The following is a 22,794-nucleotide window of genomic DNA, read 5'->3' on the forward strand; positions in this document are numbered from 1 at the left end:
ACTACGGCGCCTAAGGGAATTTTCCGGCCTCTTCGCTACCCTCGGCGGCTGAATTACGTTGCGTCAAGTCCATTGCCCGCCGAGATCCCGCCGATCCCATGACGTCGACCCGCGACAACGAGCTTGGTGCCGCACGCCGCGAACAGGGCCCGGAAGCCCTGGTTGCGCTGAGCCAGCTCGCGCTCGACCATATGGAGCAGGGCGTCTGCGTCTACGATGCCGACAACCGGATCGTGCTGGTCAATCAGCGCTATCTCTCCTTTTTCGACATGTCGGCCGAATTCGTCGGGGTGGGAACGAGCTATCGCGAGGTGCTCGCGCACAGCGCGAGCCGCGGCAATTTTCCGGAAAGCGAGCTCGACGCGCTGTATTCGGCGCGGATCGCTCAGATCGCAGGCGGCAAACCGTTTCGAACCGAGCAACGGCTCGCAAGCGGCATCGTCATGGCGCTCGAGCTGAAGCCGCTGCCTGGCGGCGGGTGGATGACGATCTGCGACGACGTCAGCCGGCTCGCCCGACTCGAGGCGGAATTGCGTGTGCAGACCGAGCGCAGCCAGCATGCGCTCTCCAACATGTCGCATGGCCTGATCATGTACGACGCCGAGAGCCGCGTCGTGGTCTGCAACGAGCGCTTCCTGAAGCTCTACAACCTCGACCCCGACATCGTGAAGCCCGGCGTTTCGCACTGTACGGTGATCGAGCACTGGATGTCGCGCGGCAATCTGCCGGGAATGTCAGGCGACGAATTTCACGAGAGCCGACTGGATGATATCCGCGCCAGAAAGGCGAAAACCCTGCTGGTGATGCGCTACGACGGACGCATGGTGCAGGCGGTCTCCCGCTTCCTGCCCGACGGTGGCTGGGTGACGGTGCATGAGGACGTCACCGAGCGGCTGCAATATGAGGAGACGCTGCGGCAGCAGAACTTCATCCTCGATGCGGCTCTCGAGAACATGGCGCACGGGCTCGCCTTCTACGACAGCGACATGCGCCTGCGCGTCTGCAACACCACCTACCGCAAGATCTACCTGTTGTCGCCGGAGGAGACCAGGCCCGGCACGCATCTTTCCGAACTGATCGAACGGTCGATGGCCAACGGCGCGTTCGCTTCCGAGTACAGTCCGCAACAGCTCATGGAAGCCGCGAGCGCGAGGATTGCGAGCCGCGATTCCTCGCCAATGCGACGACGCATGTCGAACGGCACCGTCATCTCGGTGCGCTATTGCGCGCTGCCAGATGGCGGCTTCGTGGCCACCTACGAGGACATCACCGAGCGCGAACACGCGGTCGAAGAACTGAGCGAACAGTATCGCCGCTTCGATGCCGCGTTGAACAATATGAGCCAGGGCCTGTGCATGCTCGATTCGAGCCTGCGCGTGATCGTCTGCAACCGCCGCTACATCGAGATGTACGGGCTGTCGCCCGAGATCGTGAAGCCCGGCGTCTCTATGCGCGAGATCATGGAGCACAGCTGCGAGCTCGGCATCCATCCCAACACCACCGGTGCGCGGCTCTATGCCGACTATGTCGAGAGGCTGCGCGAAGGCGAGCACACGTTGCACCGCCATTTGAGCGACGGCCGCATCATCAAGCTCAATCACAAGCGGATGGAGCATGGCGGCTGGGTCGTCACCTATGAGGACGTCACCGAGCGCCACAAGGCCCAGGCCCGCGTCGCACACATGGCGCGCCACGATTCGCTGACCGACCTGCCCAACCGCACGCTGTTCCGCGAGAAGATGAGCGAAGGGCTGAACCAGGTCGCGATCGCTGGCGGCGCGATGGCCGTGCTGTGTTTCGACCTCGACAATTTCAAGACCGTCAACGACCGGCTCGGCCATGCCGCGGGCGATCGCCTGTTGCGCTGGGTCGCAGCGCGCCTGAAGGAGAATGTCGGCGAGCACGACACCGTCGCACGGCTCGGCGGCGACGAGTTCGCCGTGCTGCAGCGCGGACCGCAGCCGCAATCGGCCGAAAAGCTCGCACGCCGCCTGGTCGAGATCATCGGTCATCCGCCGCCGCTGGAGAGTCAGTCGATCCATGTCGGCGTCTCCGTCGGCATCGCGATCGCGCCCGATCACGGGCTGGACGCCGACGAGCTGATGAAATGCGCCGACCTCGCCCTCTACCAGGCCAAGGCCAAGGGACGCGGCGCCTATCAGCTGTTCGAACCCGAGATGGAGGAAGAGGCGCGCAGCCGGCACGCGCTGGAGCACGACCTGCGCGGCGCACTGGAGGCGCGTGAGTTCCATCTGGTATTCCAGCCGCAGGTCCGCCTCGACAATTCCGAGCTCACCGGCTTCGAGGCGCTGCTGCGCTGGAAGCATCCCTCGCGCGGCTTCGTCTCGCCGGCCGAATTCATTCCGATCGCGGAAGAGACCGGACTGATCGTCCCAATCGGCGAATGGGTGCTGCGCAGCGCCTGTGCGACCGCCGTGTCCTGGCCCGACGTGACCGTCGCGGTCAACCTGTCGCCGGTGCAGTTCCGCGCGCGCGGGCTGGTGGCAATGGTCACGAGCGCGCTGGCCGAAGCCGGCCTACCGCCGCAACGGCTCGAGCTCGAGGTCACCGAAACGGCATTGCTCGACGACAGCGAAGCGACGATAGAGATCCTGCACCAGCTCCGCGCATTGGGGGTGCGGGTCAGTCTCGACGATTTCGGCGTCGGCTATTCCTCACTGAGCTATCTGCGCAAATTCCCGTTCGATCGCATCAAGATCGATCGCTCCTTCGTCGGCACGCTCGGCGAAAGCCCGGAGAGCGTCGCCATCGTCCGCACCATTGCCAGCCTCGGCTCCGTGCTCGGCGTCGAGACCACGGCGGAGGGCGTGGAGACCGAGGAGCAGCTCGACTTCGTCCGCGAATGCGGCTGCACCGCGGTGCAGGGCTATTATTTCGGCAAGCCTTGCCCGGCGGCCGAGGTCCACCGTGCCATCGAGAGGCTGAGCACGTTCCGGCGCGTGGCGTAGCGGTATCGCCCGCTCAAATTCCGTATCTCGGTACATCTTCAAACGACCAATCGTCGCACGCAGCGTTGCCGGTCGGGTTGTCGTCCGGCTCCTCGCCCAGCACGCGCAATGGCGCTTTTCTTCTCTCGTGATTTCGTGAACAATCGCCGCCACAAGAATGAGGAGCGGCGGCCCGAGCGCCGTTGCTGCGAGGGAGGCTTTTCGATGTTGCGATACGGGCTGAAGACGATTGCCTTTGCCGCCGTGCATGCGGTCATGGGTGCAGTGCTCACCACTGGCGCCAATGCGCAGGATTATCCCAGCAAACCGGTCACGCTGATCGTGCCATGGCCGGCTGGCGGGTCGACCGACATCTCGATGCGCGCGATCGCCGACAGCGCTTCGAAGGCCCTGGGGCAGCCGATCGTGATCGACAACAAGGCCGGCGGCGGCGGCACGGTCGGACCTGCGACCATGGCAGCAGGAGCGAAACCGGACGGCTACACCATCTCGCAGATTCCGATCACCGTGTTCCGCCTGCCCCTGATGCAGGAGGTGTCATGGGATCCGGCGAGGGATTTCAGCTACATCGTCCACCTCACCGGCTACACCTTCGGTGTCACCACCAGCGCGGAGTCGCAGTTCAAGAGCTGGAAGGACGTGGTGGAGTTCGCCAAGGCCAACCCGGGCAAGGTGACCTACGCAACCCCCGGTGCGGGCACCTCGCTGCATATCGGGATGGAGCAGATCGCCGGGATGGCTGGCATCAAGCTGACGCAGGTGCCGTTCAAGGGTGGCGCGGAGACCAATGCCGCCGTGCTCGGCCAGCACACCATGCTTCAGGCTGATTCCACGGGATGGCGGCCGCTGGTCGACGCCGGCAAGCTGCGGCTGCTGATGGTGTGGACCGGTGCCCGCTCGCCGAACTATCCTGATGTGCCGACGCTGAAGGAGCTCGGCTATTCCATGGTCTATGATTCCCCCTTCGGCATTGCCGGACCGAAGGGAATGGATCCCAAGATCGTCGCCAAGCTGCACGATGCCTTCAAGAAGGCGCTCGAGGACCCCGCAGTGATCGCGACGCTCGCCAAGTTCGACATGGTGCCGAACTACAAGAACACCGAGGACTACAAGAAGTTCGTCGTCGAGGTCACGGAGTCCGAACGCAAGGTGATCGAGACGCTTGGGCTGGCGAAGAAGTAGAGTCGCACTGCTTGTGTCCCGGACGCGCTGCAGCGTGCAACGCTGCTGCGCAGAGCCGGGACCCATCTTCTTCGCCCACACTGATGGGCCCCGGCTCTGCAGCCGCACCGCCATAGCACGTTGAAGACGTGCGTGAACGTACTTATGGCCGCTGCGCTGCGTCCGGGGCACGAGAGAGAATCGATGAACGACCAAACCAACGTCAAACTCCGCCTCAGCAACTCCGAGCTCTGGGGCGGCTTGATCGGGCTCGCGATCGGCGGCTTCGTGATCTGGCAGGGCCTGAAGCTGAAGCTCGGCACCATCAATGATCCTGGCTCCGGCTACGTGCTGTTCTACACCGGCATCCTGATCTGCCTGTTCGCAGGCTCCATCATCATCTCCGCCGTCACCGAAGGCGGGCCTACCCTGGCCTCGCGCTGGGAGAATGCACGCTGGGGCAAGCCGCTCCTCGTCATCGCCTGCCTCGCCGCATTCTCCCTTGCGCTGGAACCGCTGGGCTTCCTGTTGTCCTCGATCCCTCTGGTGCTGCTGCTGTTACGGCTGATCGACCCCGTCCGCTGGACGCTGGCGATCCCGATCGCGGTGCTGGTGCCCATGGGCATGTGGTGGGTGCTCAAACGCCTGCTCTTGATCCAGTTGCCCTCCGGCCTGTTCGGGATCGGCTGACCCATGGATACGCTCGCCAATGTCGCGCACGGGTTCGGCGTCGCGCTGACCGGGATCAACCTCCTCTATTGCTTCATCGGCGTCTTCATCGGCACGCTGGTCGGCGTCCTGCCGGGCATCGGCCCGATCTCGGCGATGTCGTTGCTGCTGCCCGTGACATTGTCGGGCACGCCGGAATCCGGCATCATCATGATGGCCGGCATCTATTACGGCTCCATGTATGGCGGCTCGACCACGTCGATCCTGGTCAACATCCCCGGCGAGGCCGCCTCCGTCGTCACCTGCATCGACGGTCACCAGATGGCCAAGCAGGGCCGCGCCGGTCCCGCACTCGGCATCGCCGCCTTCGGCTCCTTCATCGCCGGCACTTTCGCGCTGATCGCCTTGATGCTGGTGGCGCCGCGGCTTGCCAGCATCGCCATCGCGTTTGGCCCGGCCGAATATTTCAGCCTGATGGTGCTCGGCCTCGTCGTGCTGACCTTCCTGACCCAGGGCTCGATGCCGAAGGCGCTGCTGATGGCCTGCATCGGCGTCGTGCTCGGACTGGTCGGGCTCGACAGCATCACGGCACAGCCGCGGCTCACCTTCGGCCGCATGGAGCTGATCGATGGCATCGGCCTCGTGCCGGTCGTAATGGGCCTGTTCGGCGTCGCCGAGGTGCTGCTCAACACCGAGCAGGCGATCAAGCGCGACATCATCGACACGAAGATCACGCAGCTATTGCCGAGCAAAGCCGATTGGCGGGCGAGCGCAGGCCCGGTAGGGCGCGGTACGCTGCTCGGTTTCCTGCTCGGTATTCTGCCGGGCGGCGGTGCTGTCGTGGCGTCGTTCGGCTCCTATGCGCTGGAGAAGCGGCTGTCGAAAACGCCGGAGCGGTTCGGCCATGGCGCGATCGAAGGCGTCGCGGGCCCCGAATCCGCCAACAACGCCGCGGCCGGCGGCGCCTTCATTCCGCTGATGACGCTCGGTATCCCGCCGAACGTGGTGATGGCGCTGCTACTCGGCGCCTTCGTGGTTCACGGCCTGCAGCCGGGACCGCTGATGATCACGCAGAATCCCGGCCTGTTCTGGGGCATCGTCGCCAGCATGTATATCGGCAACGTCATGCTGCTGGTGCTCAATCTGCCGATGATCGGCATGTGGGTGCAGCTGCTGAAGCTGCCCTACAACATCCTGTTTCCGCTCATCATCCTCTTCACCATCATCGGCGTCTATTGTTCGAGCAACAACGTGTTCGACGTCTATGTGATGATCGCGTTCGGGATCATCGGCTACTTCATGCGCAAGCTCGGCTACGAGCCGGCGCCGCTGGTGCTCGCCTTCGTGCTCGGGCCGATGCTGGAGAACAATCTGCGCAAGTCGCTGATCCTGTCACAAGGCGATCTCTGGACCTTCGTGCAGCGGCCGATCTCGGCGACGTGCCTGGCGTTCGCGCTGGTGCTGCTGATCGCGCCGCTATTGCCGGCACTGCGCAAGAAGCGCGAGCTGGTGGCGCTGGATGAAGGGGCGTGAGGAACTTGTAGGGTGGATTAGCCGCAGGCGTAATCCACCTCTTCGGTCTTTGCGAATGAGAGAAGTGGTGGGTTACGCCTGCGGCTAACCCACCCTACGATTCATCACCCCGCCGCGGGCAGCGCGCTGTCCGGCCGCGCGCCCCACGGGCGCTCCGCCGAGGCCAGCCCGATCAGGCGGCCCTGGATATAGTCGCAGCCCCAGTCGAGCAGCATGCTTGCGGCTTCTTCGTCCTGCACCCATTCGGCCACGGTCTTGATGTCGAGGCGGCGAGCGAGGTCGATCAGCGTCTGCACGAAGGCGCGATCGTCGGCTGAGCGGGTGATGTTCTGCACGAAGGCGCCGTCGATCTTGACGATGTCGACGCCGAGCTTGCGCAAATTGCGGAACGAGGTGTAGCCGGCACCGAAATCGTCGATGGCGATGCGGCTGCCGAAGTGCTTGAGGCGGCCGACGAAGGCGCGAACGTCGTCGATGTCCTGGATCGCGACCGTTTCGGTGATCTCGACGATCAGCCGCTCGGCAACGCCGGGATGGGCCTGCATCAACGATTCGATTCCCGCCCACCAGTCCGGATCCATCGTCGTATCCGGCGAGATGTTGAGGCTGAGGCAGATGTCGGGTGCGGCGGCAAGCTCGGCCACCACGAGCTCCAGCACGCGGTGGTCGACCAGGCGAATGAGGCCGAGCCGTTCGGCGACCGGCACGATATCGGGCGCCAGCAGCACCTGGCCGTCGCCTTGATCCATCCGCACCAGGCATTCGTGGAATGCGCGTTCGCGCGAGGCGGTCGCCACCACCGGCTCATAGGCGAGCTTGATGCGGCGCTCGTTCAGCGCGGTGACGATCTCGTCGGTGACGCGGATGTTGACGCGGCGCTGCGCGTCGCGCGCGGCATCCGGACGCCACGCCGCGAACGAGCCGACACGGCGGCGCTTGGCGGCGTCCAGCGTCTCGTGCGCGCGGTTGACGGCTTCGTCGGTGTTGCGCGCATAGCGCGGCAGGCTGACCGCACCGATCGACGCCGTGACCGAGACCGGTCCCGATTTGGTGGGCACCACCTCGTCGCGGATGCCGGCGAGGAAGCGCTCGGCAGCGACGTTCATGTCGTCGACGGTGCAGTTCTTCAGGATCAGGCCGAACTTGTTGCCGGAGAAGCGTCCGAGCACGTCGCCGCCGCGCAGGCGCGCACGAATGCGCTTGGCGACGTCGAGAATCACGGCATCGGCAACGTCGAAGCCGAAGGCGTCATTGACGCGGGCGAGATGATCGATGCCGACAAGCATGAAAGCCGCGGTCGAGCGGAAGCGGGTCGTCTCCTCGATCGACTCGGCCAGCGCCGCGATCAGATGGGAGCGGTTGAGCTCGCCGGTCAGCGGATCGAGCCGGGCCAGCTTCGACAGCTCCTCATCGCGGGCATGGCGCTCATTGTTGATGCGGACGGAGCCGATCGCACGCGTGGGGCGGCCATCGGGGCCGGCAAACCAGCGGCCGGTCTCCTCGACCCAGACCACGGGATCGGAGGCACTCATGCGCACGCCGTACTCGACCCGATAGGGCGTGCCGTCGGCGCCATGCACGGCGGAGGTCTGCGCCAGCGCCGCGGTCCGCAAAGACTGCGCCGGCTCGATCAGCTTGGCGAACTCGGCCCCGGTCGCGAGCCGCTCGGCGGGAATGCCCGGGAAGACGGCGCTGACCTGCTCACCCCAGACGATGACGTCGCTGGCGATGTCCCAGGCGAACACGGCCTGGCCGAGCGCGGCCAGAATGTCGGAGGCTTGCGGCAATGCAGGGGTCAAGATCGCCTCGTTTCGGGACAGCAAGGAGTCCTGAGCCGGTACAGGATAAAGCCAGATTCGTCTTCGACCCTAGGCAAAGTTCATAAACAATTTGGAAACCACGTTCCCAAGGCGGTCGGGAACCAAATAGGCTCAGCCGGCATAGGCCTTGCGAGTACTGACACGCACCGGAGCCAGCGTCCCGAAACGCGACAGGCTCCGCCGGATCAACGGTGATAGGCGATGTTGGGTACCGATCGATTGGACCAAGCGGACAACGGCACGGGCACGGACCTGGTGCCGATGCTGCCTACGCTTGCGTGGGTCCATAAAATGCCCCTACCCCGCCCCGATCCCAGCTTCGTCACCCAGCTGATCGCCAATGCCGAGCATCTGCCCCAGACCAGCCGGCTTCGCCGTGGCTCCTCCGAGGATGCGCTGCTTGCCTATGGCAGCAAGCGTCCGCTGCAAAGCGTCAGCGCGCGGACACGGCAGGTAGCTTGAGGCCGATCAGCGCGGCGGCGTCTCGGAAGACGGTGGCGTGCCGTTACCCGGCTGGAGATGCGGCGAGGGAATTTCCGGCGACGGCGCGCCCTGTGCGGGCTTTGGCGCAGGGTGATCCATCAGCACGGACTCGGCGACGGACTGCGCCGAAGGTGCGGGCGGCTCGGCCGGTGCCGCCTGCGGCGCAATCACCGGCTCGAACTTGCGCTCGGCCGCCACATCCTCTGCGGCCGCTTCGGCCTGGCGCTTGGCCTTGCGTGGCGCGGCCACCGTCGTCTCGGCGACATAGGTGACGCGACGGCGCGTGCGCTGGGCGATGCCGGCGAAAAAGTCGGCCATCGCGAGCAGCACCAGCAGGAAAAAGGTGGAGTTGCCGAATTTGGGCCACATCACGAATTCGGCTGCGGCCGCGCCGAACACGATCAGCGACAGCAGATGGTCCATGAGGAATTTGGAGCCGGGCCGGGCGCCCTTGACCACTTCGAGCAGCAGCAGCACCACGCCGAGCGCGAGCAGGAGATCGGCGAGCGTGACCGGCCAGACCTCGCCGGACACCATCGGGACCTTGAACAGCACGTCCGTGAAGGACACGGTCGGCATCAGGAAGGCGATGATGTTGTAGACCGCGAGCGGGATCAGAAGCAGCGGGAAACCGACCATCGGCAAGGCGCCTTCTCGATCAAGATATCCGGACAGGACAATGCGGCGGCGAAGCATTTGCTCCGCCGCCGTCACCGTCTAGCTCATGGGTTGGCTGAAATCAGGCAGCGCGATCGTCCCGCCTGAAGAAAGGTCCCTTCAGGACTCTTTCTTTTTCAGGACCTGACGGCCCTTGTACATGCCGGTCTTGAGGTCGAGATGGTGCGGACGACGGAGCTCGCCGGAGTCCTTGTCTTCGACATAGGTCGGCTTCTTGATGGCGTCTGCCGAGCGGCGCATGCCACGGCGCGACGGCGAGGTTTTTCTTCTCGGAACGGCCATTTCAATATCCTCTAGGGATTGGTGTCATCAGGGCATCGTCCGCGAAGGACGGCTCAGCACCCGCAATAGGAGGCGAGCTGAATGCCGATCAAGGCCGGGCTTATAGAGGAAGGCTGGCCCTAAAGCTAGGCTTTTGGGCCGGAAAATCGGCCCAAAATAGGCCCGAAATCAGCGATTTTCGCGCCAGCAGGTCGCAAGCGAGCTCGCCTGCCCCCGCGCCATATAGGTCGCCGCCAGCCGCCGGACACCCGGGCCGGGGATTCGGGCGCTGCGTTTGACCGGATTCGGCAGGATCGAGGCCAGGAGGGCGGCTTCCCGGGACGAAAGGTTGGCCGCCGACTTGCCGAAGGCAAAGGCGCTGGCCGCCTCGACGCCAAATTGCCCCTGCGGGCCGAGCTCGGCGATGTTGAGGTAAATCTCCAGGATCCGCTGCTTGGGCAGGACGAGGTCGATCCAGAGCGCCAGCGGGAACTCCAGCGCTTTGCGGACGAAGTCCCGCCCCTGCCACAGGAACAGGTTTTTTGCGACCTGCTGGGTGATGGTGGAGGCGCCCCGGAACGGCGTGCCGTCCTCCTGCGCGTCGTCGATCGCCTCGCGCAGCGCCCCCCAATCGATGCCGTGATGCTTGCAGAAATGCGCGTCCTCCGCTGCCACCACCGCGCGCGGCAGATAGGGCGACATCGCCGCCAGATCGATCCATTGCCGCTGCATCGGCGCACCACGGAGCGAACGCCAGGCCATCAGCGTCGAAACCGGATGACCAACCCGGTAAAACGGCGCGATCACATAGGGCGCGAGAGCTGCGACCACGAGCGCCAGGAGAAGGATTTTGACGATGCGCAAATCGACCTTTCCGGCACAAAATGAAACGCGGCTACGAGCCAGACTGTTAAGTCTGTGATTATTCGGGCCTTTTCCAGCACTTTTTAGGCCTTCCAAACGATTGACTGGGGCGGGCGCATAAAGGATTGTCCCGCCGAATTTTAGTTCTGGAGCCCCTCTTGATGACCGGCACGTCCCCGTCCGATTTCGCCAAACGTCTGGACAAGACCGCTGATGACACCGAGGCCCTGCTCGGCCGCCTGCTGTCGGACGACATCCTGCACGACGAGATCGCCCGGCCCAAGCGACTGATGGACGCAATGCGCTATTCAAGCCTCAACGGCGGCAAGCGTCTGCGGCCGTTCCTGGTGGTCGAAAGCGCGGCCGTGTTCGGCGTTCCCCGTGAAGCGGCGCTGCTCGTCGGCGCCGCGCTCGAGTGCATCCACTGCTATTCGCTGATCCACGACGATCTGCCGGCGATGGACAATTCCGACCTGCGCCGCGGCCGCCCGACCCTGCACAAGAAAACCGACGATGCGACCGCGATCCTCGCCGGCGACGGCCTGCTCACGCTCGCCTTCGACATCGTCACCCGCGACGAGATCCATCGCGACGCCAATGTGCGGCTGCTGCTGACGCGGGCGCTGGCGCGCTGCGCCGGCATCGGCGGCATGGTCGGCGGCCAGATCCTCGATCTCGCCGGCGAAGGCCGCTTCGGCGGCAACGAGCCGATCGATGTTGCCCGCATTCAGCAGATGAAGACCGGCGCGCTGCTGCGCTACGGCTGCATAGCCGGCGCGATCCTCGGCCAGGCCTCGCAGAAAGAGTATCAAGCGCTCGACGATTACGGTCGCGCGCTCGGCGAGGCCTTCCAGATCGCCGACGATCTGCTCGACGTCGAAGGCGATGCGGCGGCGCTCGGCAAGCCGGCCGGGGCCGATGCCGCGCTCGGCAAGACCACCTTCGTCACCCAGCTTGGCATCGAAGGCGCCAAGCAGCGCGTACGCGATCTGCTCGCGCGCGCCGACAGCGCGGTGTCGATCTTCGGCGACCGCGCCGCCGTGCTGCAGGCCGCGGCGCGCTTTGTCGCCGAACGGAAGAACTGACGCGCGACGATGGCGGCCGGCGGCAAAGAGGATCCCGCCCTCGTCCGCTTCCGCCAGATGTCGCGGCCGATGCGGCTGCTCTATGCGCGGCCGCGAACCTTCATCGCGCTCGCCGTCGGCATTCTCGTCTGCCTGCTGCTGCCGGGCACGCACCGCCTGGTGACGCGGCTGTTGTTCGGGTGGGACGCGCTGATCGCGGTGTATCTCGTACTGGTCTACGCGATGATGCTGTGCAACGATCACAAGCACATTCGTCGCGCCGCGGCCATGCAGGACGACGGCCGCTTCGTGATCCTGCTGGTAACGGCGATCGGCGCGTTCGCCAGCATCGCGGCGATCGTCTCCGAGCTCGGCACGCCGCATCGCGGCGTCCTCGAACTGACGGTGGCGATCACCACCATCGTGCTGTCATGGGCGGCTGTGCATACCACGTTCGCTCTGCATTACGCGCATGATTATTACCGCAACGCCAAGCCGGGCGGCCTGCAATTCCCGAGCGGCGACAAGGATGACCACGCCGACTATTGGGATTTCGTCTATTTCTCGTTCGTGATCGGCATGACCGCGCAGGTCTCCGACGTTGGCATCACCGACAAGACCATCCGCCGCACCGCGACCGCGCACGGCATCGTGTCCTTCATCTACAACACGGCATTGCTGGCGCTGACGGTGAATATCGCGGCGAGCGCGATTTCGACTTAGTCTCAGCGGTCGTCCTGGCGAAAAGTCAGGACGACATGTCGCGATACCGCAACCCTAGTAACACACCTCGGCGTTGGCGTCGTTGCCGGGGCCCCCGCCGCCGCGATATTCGAGACGGCAACCGCGATGGACCGGACGACAACCAGTGTTGTTGCAGTAGACCTGTCCGCCACCGGCGGCGCGACCGGCGCCAGCAGCAATGCCGGCAGCGGCGCCATAGCCGCCTGCCGCGCCTGCGGACTGGCGACGCTGGCGTGCGGGACGCTCATCGCCGTCGTCGCGCTTGGCGGTCGCAGGTTTGGCCGGCTTGGCCGCACGCTGCTTCTCGCACTCATTGTCATCGTTGACGGCATAACCCGTGCGGCAGACGATCTTCGTGCATTTGTCGCCGTCGGCCTTGAAGCCGTGCTCGCACACCAGCGGACACACACGCGACTGCTTGGTCTTGACCGTATCGAGCGCGTCGGTGCTGGCCACCTTCACGTCGAGCTTGGTGCCGGCATAGCGGTTGAACTGCGACAGCGACCGCTGCGAGGACGTATTCCAATTGCCATCGGCCTGTCCGGTGAAGCAACCGACGCGGCCGAGCTCGGCCTGCACCGAGCGACTGAGATCGGCGGGCGCAGTCGCGGGCGTCAGTGCCGCGACGTTGGTGCCGGCGGGGCTCGCCGTGCTGGCCGGCGCAGTAGCCGGCGCCGCGGCGGCGAGGTTGACGCGCTGCTGTTCTGCAGCGGCCGCCTGCTGCTGCGCCTGCTCCTTGGCCTTCTGCGCGGCAAGCTGTGCCTGCTCGGCGGCTTTCGCATCGGCGGCGGCTTTGGCTTGCGCATCCTTCTGCGCGCCGAGGGCGGCAAGGCGGTCGCGCTCGGCCTCGGCCTGTTTCGCCTTGGCGATCGCTGCCGCATGGGCCTGCTCGGCGCCGATCTTCTCGACCTGGAGCTTGGCAAGGCTCGCATAGAAGCCATCGGGATGCTGGGCGAGGAAGGCATCCCATGCCGCCTTGTTGCCGACCTGGAGCGCGAGCTCGTAGTCGCGGCGGATGTCGGCCTGCGGGTTCGCCACCGGCGCCGCTTGCGCAGCTGCCACCTTGACCGGCACCAGCGGCACGTCCTCGCCGCCAAGCGAGCCATAGACGAACGGCTCCTGCTTGTTAGCGGTCGACTTGAGCACGTCGTCGCGCACGAAGCCGAAAGCGCGGCGGACATCGAGGCCCGGCGTCGTCAAATGCTTCGACAGAGCAACCGTAAACGGGCTGTTGGCGCCGTCGCCGTCCTGCGCCGTGAAGCCGGCCTTGGCCGAATAGGCGATCAAGGTGTTGGGACTGGACGGCTCGACCTGGGCGAGGCCGCGGCCGAAGCTGCGCGAGGCGACGGTGCGCTTCATCCTCTTGCCGAACGGATTGTCGCGGCAGGCATCCAGGATCACCAGGCGGAGCTGCTTTGCCGGATCGACCGCGACCAGGATGCGATCAAGCGAAAGCGCCTCGTCGTACACGTCGGTGTCGCGCTCGAGCTTGGCGTCGACGGGGATCAGATAGTTGGAGCCTTCGACCTCGATGCCGTGGCCGGCATAGTAGACCACGGCGATGTCGGCATCGCGGGTTGAATCTGCGAAGTCGCGCAGCACCCGACGCGTCTCCAGCGCCGACAGATCGTGCCGGGAATCGACGACATCGAAGCCAGCCTCCTTCAGCGTCTTGGCCATCACCGAACCGTCATTGACGGGGTTCACCAGCGACGGTGCGTGCTGATAGGCCGAGTTGGCGAGCACCAGGGCGACGCGCTTGCCGGCAAAGGCAGGCCCGGCGCCGAGCAGCAGCGCGAGGGCGAGGAGAAGCGGGCAAAGTCTGAGCAGATTGCGCATGACACGACTTCCGAAGGTTCGGGGGCCTTTCGAGCCCGTGGGACCGCTTTAGCAGGATCCGCCGCCGGCGCTTGTGATGGAGGTCACGAAGGCGACGCCGACGACAGGACGAACGGCCCCTTTTGTTTGTCGCGCCAACGCCAACCCGGTTCGCCGGCAAAGGCAGGCGCCCCGGGTTCCTTCAGACATCCCCGATGTGCTCCCGATGTTGCGGCAGATCGTCCGTAATTTCATGCCAGGGGGCCTTCGAGCCTACGAAAATATGTGCGCTTGGCCGGATCGAGGGGGTGTCGACCAGGGTTCCCATGGCGACATGGACCCATTGTCCCTCGCGGACCAGGGAATAGAGCAGCGAGCCGCACCGGGCACAATGGGCATTGTGGGTAGTATCGTCGCCGAAAATCATCCGCTGTTCGCCGCCCCTGACGATGCGGAGCTTGTCCTGCGCGATGCCGGCGAACGGCTTGAAGGCGGCGCCGGTGGTGCGACGGCAGTTCGAGCAGTGGCAGTTCATCGCATAGGAGAATTCGTCTGCGACCTCGAAGCGCACGGTGCGGCAATAGCATTCGCCGATCAGGATGCGAACGTTCGAATTTTCTGATCCGGTCATGGCGACGCTTTCACGCAAATGGCAGACACACCCATAGCGCATTTCGATGCATACGACTAAGTTCGCTTCAAGCCATCATGCAAAAGGATGACCTATGAGCCAGGACCGGTCGAGTGTCGAAGCCGTCGTGCAATCCTATTTCGACGGCCTTTACGAGGGTGATGCCGAAAAACTCGGCGCCATCTTCCATCCCTCTGCCGATCTGCGCTGGGTCGAGAAGGGCGAGCTTCAGGTGCTGACCGTGCCGGACTGGCTCGACCGCGTGCGCAAGCGCCCCTCCGGCAAGGCCGAAGGCAAGCCGCGGGAGGATTTCATCGTCACCATCGATCGCTCCGACGCCAAGACCGCCTTCATCAAGGTCCGATGCCAGCTGCCGCCGCGCTATTTCACCGACTATCTGGTCGCGATGAAGCTCGCCGATGGCTGGCAGATCGTGTCGAAATCGTATCGGTATGACCTGAGGGAGTGAGGCCTCCGCTGCCCCACCTGGCACGCGCTCTCTTCCATTCTCCGCGAGTTGCAAGCCCAACTCTCGCCACACGTCATTGCGAGGAGCCCTTGCGACGAAGCAATCCAGAATCCCGCCGCGGACAGATCCTGGATTGCTTCGCTACGCTCGCAATGACGGTGCTGATAAAGCATCCGCCGCATCCCCGCTTGTCTGTCTTGATGAAGGCCTTTCATGCTTCTCGACCGCCGCTCCCTGCTCGCCTCCCTGTGCTGGATGGCGGCCTCCCCCGTGCTGGCCGCGGATGCGCCGCCGGAATTCGAGGCCTATGAACGGGAGAGCGGCGGGCGGATCGGGCTCCATGCGGAAAACCTGGCCAGCGGCGCGAAGCTCGCCTGGCGCGCCGACGAGCGGTTCGTGATGTGCTCGACATTCAAGGCCTCGCTCGCGGCCTGCGTGCTGGCGCGGGCCGATCGCGGCGAGGAGCAACTCGCGGCCATGATCCCTTACCGCGAAGCCGACCTCCTGGAGTATGCGCCGGTGGCCAGACAAAATCTCGCGGCCGGCGCGATGTCTGTCAGCGAGATGTGCAAGGCGATCGTCGAGCTCAGCGACAACACCTGCGCCAATCTGCTGTTGGCGCGGATCGGGGGCCCGGCGGCGCTCACCGCGTTTTGGCGATCGCTCGGCGACACCACCTCCCGGCTCGACCACAACGAACCCGAGCTCAACCGCTCTCGTCCCGGAGATCCCCGGGACACCACAACGCCGGCGGCGATGGCCGGAAATCTGCGGCGGCTGGTGCTGGGCGCAGCATTGTCGCCGGCCTCACGCGCGCAGCTCACGGACTGGATGGTGAATTGCAAGACCGGAGCGAACCGGCTGCGCGGCGGTCTGCCCGCAAGCTGGAAGATCGGCGACAAGACCGGCTACAACGGCAAGGACGCCGCGGGCGACATCGCAGTGGTATGGCCGAAGCCCGACACGCCGATCCTGATCACGACCTATGTTCAGGGCGGTACGCCGAGCGCGGCGCAGATCGCGGCCGTGTTCGCGCGGATCGGGCGGATGGTGGCCGAGCGGCTGGCGTAAGCCGCGCACATTGACGGTGCGGCCGCTTCCGGGTCAAGACAGACCATCATGGAAGCCAAATTTCAGACCTTTCTCATCCTGCTGGCCGTGCTGGCGAGCGTGGCGCTGACCGCGCGCCGCTTCAATGTCGCTCCTGCCATCCTGCTGATGCTGGCCGGCGTCGGCCTCGCCTTCGTGCCGGGCATGCCGTCGGTGGAACTGCCGCCGGAGCTGGTGCTGCTGGTCGTGCTGCCACCGCTGATCTACTCGGCAAGCGTCGCGATGAGCTGGCGCGAGTTCAGGAAGAATCTGCGTCCGATCGTGCTGCTCGCAGTCGGCGCCGTGATCTTCACGGCGGCGATGGTGGCAGCCGCCACGCATTATCTGATCGGCCTGCCCTGGACCTTTGCCTTCCTGCTCGGGGCCATCGTCGCGCCGCCGGACGTGGTGGCGCCGCTCGCGATCGCGCGCCGGCTGCACATGCCGCGCCGTATCCTGGTCGTGCTCGAGGGCGAAGGGCTCGCCAACGACGCCACCGCGCTGATCCTCTACCGCTTTGCGCTCGCTGCGATCATGGTCGGGCATTTCTCGCTGCCGCTGGCGGCCGGCGAATTCCTGCTCATCATCGCCGGCGAGATCGCCTTCGGCATCGGCGTCGGCTGGCTGTCCCTGCGCTTGCGCAAATGGTCTGGGGATCCGCAGGTCGAGCTCACGCTGTCGCTGCTCACGCCTTACGTCTCCTTTTGGCTGCCGGAGCATGTCGGCGGCTCCGGCGTGATCGCGACCGTCGCCTGTGGCCTCTATGTGAGCTGGAACGGCCCGCTGCTGATCTCCTCGGCAACGCGCCTGCAAGGAATCTTTTTTTGGGATCTCATCATCTATTTGATCGAAGGCCTGCTGTTCCTGCTCACCGGCTTCCAGATGCGCGCGCTCTACGAGAAGTCGAAGTCGTTCCCCCTCGACGACATCCTCATCGCGACCGCCGTGGTCCTCGTGATCGTCGTCGTTGCGCGCTTCGCCTGGCTCTATCCCGCGACCTATCTGCCGCGGGTGCTCAGCAAATCGCTGCGCGAGCGCGATCCGTCGCCGCCATGGCAATGGCCGTTCGTGCTCGCCTTCACCGGGGTACGCGGCGCGGTCTCGCTGGCCGCAGCGCTGGCGCTGCCGTTCACGCTGCCAAGTGGTGAGGCGTTTCCGTACCGCGACCTGATCCTGTTCGTCGCCTTCGGCGTCATCTTCGTCACGCTGGTCGGCGTCGGGCTGACACTGCCGCCGGTGGTGCGCTGGCTCGGCGTCGCCGAGGCGGGCCGCAACGAGCATGCGGCCGAGCACGAGGCCGAGATCGCGGCGCGCCGACAGGCCCTCGATGCCGCGCTGAGATCGCTGGACGCGCTGAGCGCGGAAAAGGAAGTCTCGGACGAGGTAATGCGGCTGCTTCGTGCCCGCCACGAGATCCGACTCAACCAGCTGCCCGACGCGCTTGATCCCACCCATCACGACGTCTCGGCCGCCGGCACCACGCTGACCCGCGCGCTGATCGTCGCCGAGCGCAAGTTCATCCACGATCTGCTGCGCGACGGCCAGATCACCGACGAGACAAGACGAAGGATCGAGCGCGATCTGGATCTGGAGGAGGCGAGCCTGGCGAACCGGGAGTATCGCGGCGCGCCGCTATAGCCTCCTCGTCATTGCGAGCACAACGACGATTGATGAACGACTATCGCCTCTCGCAAAACTCCCTCATCGCCGCCGCAACCGCTGCCGCTACCGCTTCCTGCCGCTCCGGCGAGTTCATTTCCATCTCCTCGTCGCGGTTGATGATCGAGCCGGCCTCGATCAGCACGGCGGCACTCCGCGTCCGCGAGAGCACGACGAGCCCGTCATAGCGATAGACGCCGACATTCCTGTCGATCAGCTGGCGACGGTAGCGGCCCATCACCGGCAGCGTGTACTGGTTCGCATAATTCAGGCCCTGCTCCTTCAACTGTCTGCCGATCATCCGCGCCAGCCTCAGACTGGTGGCGAAGTGCGGATTTCGTTGCGACACGAACAGCGAGTGCCCCGAGAAACGGTCACTGAAATAGCTGTTTGTCCCATCGAATTCCCACCTCTCGAGCAACTTGTCCGGCGCCGAATCGTGATGGACCGACAGGAACAGATCGGCCCGGCCGTCATTCGCGGCACTGACACGCTTGAACAGACTCGCTTTCGCCTTGCCGTCCGTGACCAGCAGGCGGGTTGCGGCAAAGCCTTCGGATTTGAGCTTTGCCGTGATCAGCTTCGCGAGGCGGAAGTTGAAGCCGAACTCCGGATCATTGCGCGCGCTCAACGCGCCATAGGAGTCCGGAGTGTGCCCGACATCCACCACGATCTTGAACTTCGGCATCTCGCATTTGGCCGCCGGCGATGGCTTCGGCCTGGATCGCGCGATCTTTCGCGTAGCAGCAGCCTCGGTCGCATCGACAAAGGCGAACGGCGACAGCAGGATCGATGCAACAAGCGGCATGATCCAAATTGCGATGATGCTGCGCGATTGCCCCAAGCGCTACTCCGCTGCCGCGATTCGCGATTTGCTTTGGGGAAGATGGCGCGGGAATCGGAAGGCGTCAACGCAGGAACGGTTTCGTAGGGTGGGCAAAGGCGCAACGCGCCGTGCCCACCATCGTGTTGCATGCGGAGCGAGATTGTGGGCACGCTTTGCTTTGCCCACCCTACGGCACCGCCTCCTAAACCGGCCGCTCGCCCTTCACCGTCACCCGCGTGCCTGAACGCGTGTGCGGCCAGTAATCCCACATCGCACGGTGCTGGGTGCAACGGTTGTCCCAGAAGGCGATGGCGTTCTCGGTCCAGCGGAAGCGGCACTGGAACAGCGGGTTCTCGGCGTGCTGATAGAGATAGGCGAGCATCGCGTCGCTCTCGTCGCGGGGGATGCCGTTGATGTGCCGGGTGAAGCCGCGGTTGACGTAGAGCGCCTTCCTGCCGGTGACGGGATGCGTGCGCACCACGGGATGCTCGGCATGCGGATAGCTCGGCCGGTCGGCGACGCCGTAATTCGCGTAGAGCCCGCGATAGATCGGCTCGCCGTCATGCAGCGCCGTCAATCCGTCGAGATAGGCCTTCATGCGGTCCGATAGCGCCTCATAGGCCGCGTACATGTTGGCGAACAGCGTGTCGCCGCCGCGCGGCGGGCACTGCTTGATGTAGAGGATCGAGCCCATCGGCGGCTCGAGATCGCAGGACACGTCCGAATGCCAGCCCTCGCCGTTCGCTCGCGGCGAGTTCTTGTCGGCATAGATCTTCATCAGCGCGGGGTCCTCATCCTCATGCGGCGCGGCGGGATGGAAATGTAGCTCGCCGAACTTGCGGCCGAAGGCGAGATGCTGCTGCGGCGTGATGTGCTGGTCGCGGATGAAGATGACGAGGTTCTCGGCGAGCGCACGATGGATCTCGTCCATCTGCCGGTTGGAGCGGCTGTCACCCTCGACCAGCTGGCCGATGTCGATGCCGGAGATCTCCGCACCAATGATGGGCGTGAGCTTTTCGACTGCGATGGTCTCGTAGGGCGCGCCGTCTTCGGCCGTGTGGCGATAGCGCGGACCCTGCTTGCCGGTGAGTGAGCTCATGGCGTGTCTCCCGATCGTTCTTGATTGGAAGTGATCGTAGCAATGTAGGGCGGGTTAGCGAAGCGTAGCCCGCCACTTCGCGCCCGCAAAAAATAAGGCGGGTTACGCTGTGCTAACCCGCCCTACGAATCCGATGTTGAGGAGCGCCTACTCCGCCGCCGTCACCGGCACCTTGGCGCCTTGGCCGTAGCGCTGGTCGATATAGTCGATCACCAGTGCCTTGAAGTCGGCGGAGATGGTGGGCCCGCGCAACGTGCGGAACTTCTTGCCGTCGACGAACACCGGGGCGGCCGGCGCTTCGCCGGTGCCGGGCAGCGAGATGCCGATATTGGCGTGCTTGGATTCGCCCGGGCCGTTGACGATGCAGCCCATCACCGCGACGTTGAGCTCCTCCACGCCGGGATATTTCGTTTTCCAGTTCGGCATCTCGTCGCGAATGAAGTCCTGGATCGAGCGGGCCAGTTCCTGGAACGTGGTCGAGGTGGTGCGGCCGCAGCCGGGGCAGGCCGCAACCAGCGGCACGAAGGTGCGGAAGCCCATGGTCTGCAAGAGTTCCTGGCCGACCTGCACCTCACGGGTGCGGTCGCCGCCCGGCTCCGGCGTCAGCGAGATACGGATGGTATCGCCGATGCCCTGCTGCAGCAGGATGCCGAGCGCGGCGGAGGACGCCACGATGCCTTTCGAGCCCATGCCGGCCTCGGTGAGGCCGAGATGGATGGCATAGTCGGAACGGGACGCCAGATCCTGATAGACCGCGATCAGATCCTGCACCGCGGACACCTTGGCTGAGAGGATGATGCGGTCCTTGGGCATGCCGAGCTCTTCGGCACGCGCGGCCGACAGCAGCGCCGACTGCACCATGGCCTCGCGCGTCACCGCGCGCACGTCGCGCGGGTTCGGCGAGGCGGCGTTCTCGTCCATCAGCTTGGTGAGCAGCTCCTGGTCGAGCGAGCCCCAGTTCGCGCCGATGCGGACCGGCTTGTTGTTCTTGTTGGCGATCTCGATGATGTCGGCGAACTGGCTGTCGCGCTTGTCCTTGAAGCCGACATTGCCGGGATTGATGCGATATTTGGCGAGCGCCTCGGCGCAGGCCGGATAGGCCGCGAGCAGCTTGTGGCCGATATAATGGAAGTCGCCGATCAGGGGCGTGGTGATGCCGCGCTTGGCGAGGCCGTCGCGGATGTGCGGAACGGCGGCTGCGGCCTCCTCGCGGTCCACGGTGATGCGGACCATTTCGGAGCCGGCGCGCGCGAGCGCTGCGACCTGGGCGATGGTGCCGTCGATGTCGGCGGTGTCGGTGTTGGTCATCGACTGCACGACGATCGGTGCTCCGCCACCGACGGCGACGTTGCCGACCTTGACCTGGGTGGTCCGGTGCCGGGGCGCGGGGCCTGCGATCTCGGAATCGAGGGGGTTTTCGAGCTTGTTCATGGGGTCCAAATATCAGGTTTTGGTGACGTTCAGCAATGCATCACGCGGCGCCGCAGCCGTTTGGCTGGGACGGTTAACCAGAAAAAGCCCAGCAATGACAAGGACCGCGGCGGCCCCGAATGTCAGGCTCAGGGTGTCGTGCATGATGAAATAGCTACCGACCACGCCAAACAAAGGGGTGATGAAGGTAAAAGCCGACAATTTGCTGGCCGAATACGCCTTCACTAGCGCGAACCAAAGCGTGAACGTGGTTCCCACCACCCAGATCGCCTGGAAGGCCATGAGGGCGATGGAGAGGGGTGCGGGCGTGTGTGTGATGGATTCGCCGAACAGCCAGGCTGCCAGTCCCAAAATCGGGACTGAGGTCGCGACCTGATAGCCCAGCGCCTTCTCCGGCGCGGCGAAGCGCAGCCGCGTGCCCTTGGCAACCAAAGTAGTCGCCGCCCATAGCCCGGCGCCGCCGACGATCATGAGGTCGCCGAGCAGCACCTTGGCATCGACATCCGGTTGCGGCACGCCGATGGCGAGCGCGACGCCGGCAAAGCTCACCGCGAGCCCCAGCCATTGCGTGCCGCCAAGCCGCTCGCCGAGCACCTGGTAGGAGCCGAGCGCGACGAAGAACGGCGCGGTGTAGAGGAACACCACTGCACGAGAGGCCGAGGTGAAGCGCAGACCCTGGAAGATCAGGACGAATTCGATGCCGAACATCAGCCCGGCGATGAGCCCTGCCTTCCACGTGCCGTCACGTTCGAAGAATTTGACGCCGCGCAGGGTGCCGATGATGAACAGCACCGGCAGCGCGCCCATCGAGCGGATGGTGGCCTGGAGCATCGGCGGAATGTCCGGCAGCACCAGCTTCACCGCGATCTGGTTGAAACCCCAGGTCAGGCACAGCATCAGCATCAGGGCAATGGCGCCGGCACTGAGAGGGCGGCCGGCGGACGGAATGGCTTGTGGTGAGGACATCTCTTTCCGATGACCGGCTTTGCGCCGTTGTTGCTTCAGGCAGCTTTCTGACAATGGGTGCAGACGCCCGTGATCTCCACCACAGACAATTTGGGGGCGAAGCCTGAGCTGCGTGCGGCGGCATTGAGGTCCTTGGCGAAGGATGCCGAGGGAATCTCGCCGACGAGGCCACAACGCTCGCAGATCAGGAACGCCACCGCCGAGGTCGCGTCGTGGTCGTGGGCGGCGCAGGCGAGATAGGCGTTGCGGCTTTCGATGCGGTGCACGAGGCCGTTGGCCATCAGGAAATCGAGGGCACGATAGACCGTGATCGGCGCCGGCCGCGCCATCGACTTGGCGAGCTCGTCGATCACCTCGTAGGCACCGAGCGGACGGTGGCTGGAGAGCAGCGCCTCCAGCACCTGACGACGGATCGGCGTGAACTTCTGCGCGCGCTGCCGACAGACCGCTTCGGCATGCGCCAGCGCATCCGCGGTGCAGCGGCCGTGATCGTGGTCAGGCGCGGGAAAAGCAGGCTTTGCCAGGGTCATGCGGCCTCGCTTCTAGCATTTCGGCGGGGG

At 65.0% G+C, this 22,794-nt stretch carries 21 protein-coding genes; 10 read left to right on the top strand and 11 right to left on the bottom strand.

Features of this window, described 5'->3' with window-relative positions:
- Positions 1–98: 98 nt before the first annotated feature.
- The 4 genes from LPJ38_RS02755 (at position 99) to LPJ38_RS02770 (ending at position 6,332) form a co-directional block, all read left to right on the top strand.
- Positions 99–2,969 (top strand): PAS-domain containing protein, encoded by a 2,871-nt coding sequence (locus LPJ38_RS02755; protein WP_145638462.1) that lies wholly within the window; start codon positions 99–101, stop codon positions 2,967–2,969.
- Between the two features lie 204 nt (positions 2,970–3,173).
- A complete protein-coding gene (locus LPJ38_RS02760) occupies positions 3,174–4,151 on the top strand; it encodes a tripartite tricarboxylate transporter substrate binding protein (RefSeq protein ID WP_145638460.1) in 978 nt (325 codons plus the stop codon).
- Positions 4,152–4,334: 183 nt separating this feature from the next.
- Positions 4,335–4,820: a tripartite tricarboxylate transporter TctB family protein gene (locus LPJ38_RS02765; RefSeq protein ID WP_145638458.1), complete on the top strand. Its 486-nt coding sequence runs from the start codon at positions 4,335–4,337 to the stop codon at positions 4,818–4,820.
- A gap of 3 nt (positions 4,821–4,823) precedes the next feature.
- On the top strand, positions 4,824–6,332 hold the full coding sequence (locus tag LPJ38_RS02770; protein ID WP_145638456.1) for a tripartite tricarboxylate transporter permease: 1,509 nt from the start codon (positions 4,824–4,826) through the stop codon (positions 6,330–6,332).
- 104 nt (positions 6,333–6,436) lie between these two features.
- Here the strand turns inward: LPJ38_RS02770 and LPJ38_RS02775 are convergent, their stop codons facing one another.
- On the bottom strand, positions 6,437–8,131 hold the full coding sequence (locus LPJ38_RS02775) for a bifunctional diguanylate cyclase/phosphodiesterase (RefSeq protein ID WP_145638454.1): 1,695 nt from the start codon (positions 8,129–8,131) through the stop codon (positions 6,437–6,439).
- Between the two features lie 312 nt (positions 8,132–8,443).
- Between LPJ38_RS02775 and LPJ38_RS02780 the strand changes: the two genes are divergently transcribed.
- On the top strand, positions 8,444–8,614 hold the full coding sequence (locus LPJ38_RS02780) for a hypothetical protein (protein ID WP_404438398.1): 171 nt from the start codon (positions 8,444–8,446) through the stop codon (positions 8,612–8,614).
- Between the two features lie 6 nt (positions 8,615–8,620).
- Here the strand turns inward: LPJ38_RS02780 and LPJ38_RS02785 are convergent, their stop codons facing one another.
- The 3 genes from LPJ38_RS02785 to mtgA form a co-directional block, all read right to left on the bottom strand.
- Positions 8,621–9,274 carry a hypothetical protein gene (locus LPJ38_RS02785; RefSeq protein ID WP_167520604.1) on the bottom strand — a complete coding sequence of 218 codons (654 nt, stop codon included), beginning with the start codon at positions 9,272–9,274 and terminating at the stop codon, positions 8,621–8,623.
- 138 nt (positions 9,275–9,412) lie between these two features.
- Positions 9,413–9,595: a 50S ribosomal protein L32 gene (gene rpmF, locus LPJ38_RS02790; protein ID WP_007598106.1), complete on the bottom strand. Its 183-nt coding sequence runs from the start codon at positions 9,593–9,595 to the stop codon at positions 9,413–9,415.
- A gap of 168 nt (positions 9,596–9,763) precedes the next feature.
- Positions 9,764–10,438, bottom strand: a complete 675-nt coding sequence (gene mtgA / locus LPJ38_RS02795; RefSeq protein ID WP_145638447.1) for a monofunctional biosynthetic peptidoglycan transglycosylase — start codon at positions 10,436–10,438, stop codon at positions 9,764–9,766.
- A gap of 161 nt (positions 10,439–10,599) precedes the next feature.
- On the opposite strand from mtgA, the gene LPJ38_RS02800 reads away from it, so the two are divergent.
- Both LPJ38_RS02800 and LPJ38_RS02805 read left to right on the top strand, forming a co-directional pair.
- Positions 10,600–11,523, top strand: a complete 924-nt coding sequence (locus tag LPJ38_RS02800; protein ID WP_145638445.1) for a polyprenyl synthetase family protein — start codon at positions 10,600–10,602, stop codon at positions 11,521–11,523.
- A gap of 9 nt (positions 11,524–11,532) precedes the next feature.
- Positions 11,533–12,225, top strand: a complete 693-nt coding sequence (locus tag LPJ38_RS02805; protein WP_145638443.1) for a DUF1345 domain-containing protein — start codon at positions 11,533–11,535, stop codon at positions 12,223–12,225.
- 54 nt (positions 12,226–12,279) lie between these two features.
- Here LPJ38_RS02805 and LPJ38_RS02810 read toward each other — a convergent pair whose 3' ends face one another.
- Complete coding sequence (locus LPJ38_RS02810) at positions 12,280–14,085, bottom strand: caspase family protein (RefSeq protein ID WP_145638441.1); 1,806 nt, start codon at positions 14,083–14,085, stop codon at positions 12,280–12,282.
- A 181-nt stretch (positions 14,086–14,266) separates the two neighbouring features.
- Positions 14,267–14,695, bottom strand: coding sequence for a GFA family protein (locus LPJ38_RS02815; RefSeq protein WP_167520603.1), 429 nt, complete (start codon positions 14,693–14,695; stop codon positions 14,267–14,269).
- 94 nt (positions 14,696–14,789) lie between these two features.
- Here LPJ38_RS02815 and LPJ38_RS02820 point away from each other — a divergent pair, with 94 nt between their 5' ends.
- The 3 genes from LPJ38_RS02820 (at position 14,790) to LPJ38_RS02830 (ending at position 17,891) form a co-directional block, all read left to right on the top strand.
- Positions 14,790–15,164, top strand: coding sequence for a nuclear transport factor 2 family protein (locus LPJ38_RS02820; protein ID WP_145638437.1), 375 nt, complete (start codon positions 14,790–14,792; stop codon positions 15,162–15,164).
- A 213-nt stretch (positions 15,165–15,377) separates the two neighbouring features.
- A complete protein-coding gene (gene bla / locus LPJ38_RS02825) occupies positions 15,378–16,235 on the top strand; it encodes a class A beta-lactamase (RefSeq protein ID WP_145638435.1) in 858 nt (285 codons plus the stop codon).
- A gap of 48 nt (positions 16,236–16,283) precedes the next feature.
- Positions 16,284–17,891, top strand: a complete 1,608-nt coding sequence (locus LPJ38_RS02830; RefSeq protein ID WP_167520602.1) for a Na+/H+ antiporter — start codon at positions 16,284–16,286, stop codon at positions 17,889–17,891.
- A 40-nt stretch (positions 17,892–17,931) separates the two neighbouring features.
- Here LPJ38_RS02830 and LPJ38_RS02835 read toward each other — a convergent pair whose 3' ends face one another.
- From LPJ38_RS02835 to LPJ38_RS02855, 5 genes are all read right to left on the bottom strand, one after another.
- A complete protein-coding gene (locus LPJ38_RS02835; RefSeq protein WP_167520601.1) occupies positions 17,932–18,756 on the bottom strand; it encodes an N-acetylmuramoyl-L-alanine amidase in 825 nt (274 codons plus the stop codon).
- 184 nt (positions 18,757–18,940) lie between these two features.
- Positions 18,941–19,837: a TauD/TfdA dioxygenase family protein gene (locus LPJ38_RS02840; protein WP_145638429.1), complete on the bottom strand. Its 897-nt coding sequence runs from the start codon at positions 19,835–19,837 to the stop codon at positions 18,941–18,943.
- A 147-nt stretch (positions 19,838–19,984) separates the two neighbouring features.
- Positions 19,985–21,268 (bottom strand): flavodoxin-dependent (E)-4-hydroxy-3-methylbut-2-enyl-diphosphate synthase, encoded by a 1,284-nt coding sequence (gene ispG, locus LPJ38_RS02845; RefSeq protein ID WP_145638427.1) that lies wholly within the window; start codon positions 21,266–21,268, stop codon positions 19,985–19,987.
- A 12-nt stretch (positions 21,269–21,280) separates the two neighbouring features.
- Positions 21,281–22,234, bottom strand: a complete 954-nt coding sequence (locus LPJ38_RS02850; protein ID WP_145638682.1) for a DMT family transporter — start codon at positions 22,232–22,234, stop codon at positions 21,281–21,283.
- Positions 22,235–22,269: 35 nt separating this feature from the next.
- Positions 22,270–22,764: a Fur family transcriptional regulator gene (locus LPJ38_RS02855; protein ID WP_008540524.1), complete on the bottom strand. Its 495-nt coding sequence runs from the start codon at positions 22,762–22,764 to the stop codon at positions 22,270–22,272.
- Positions 22,765–22,794: the final 30 nt, after the last annotated feature.

Source organism: Bradyrhizobium daqingense, from assembly GCF_021044685.1.
Classification (GTDB): Bacteria; Pseudomonadota; Alphaproteobacteria; order Rhizobiales; family Xanthobacteraceae; genus Bradyrhizobium; species Bradyrhizobium daqingense.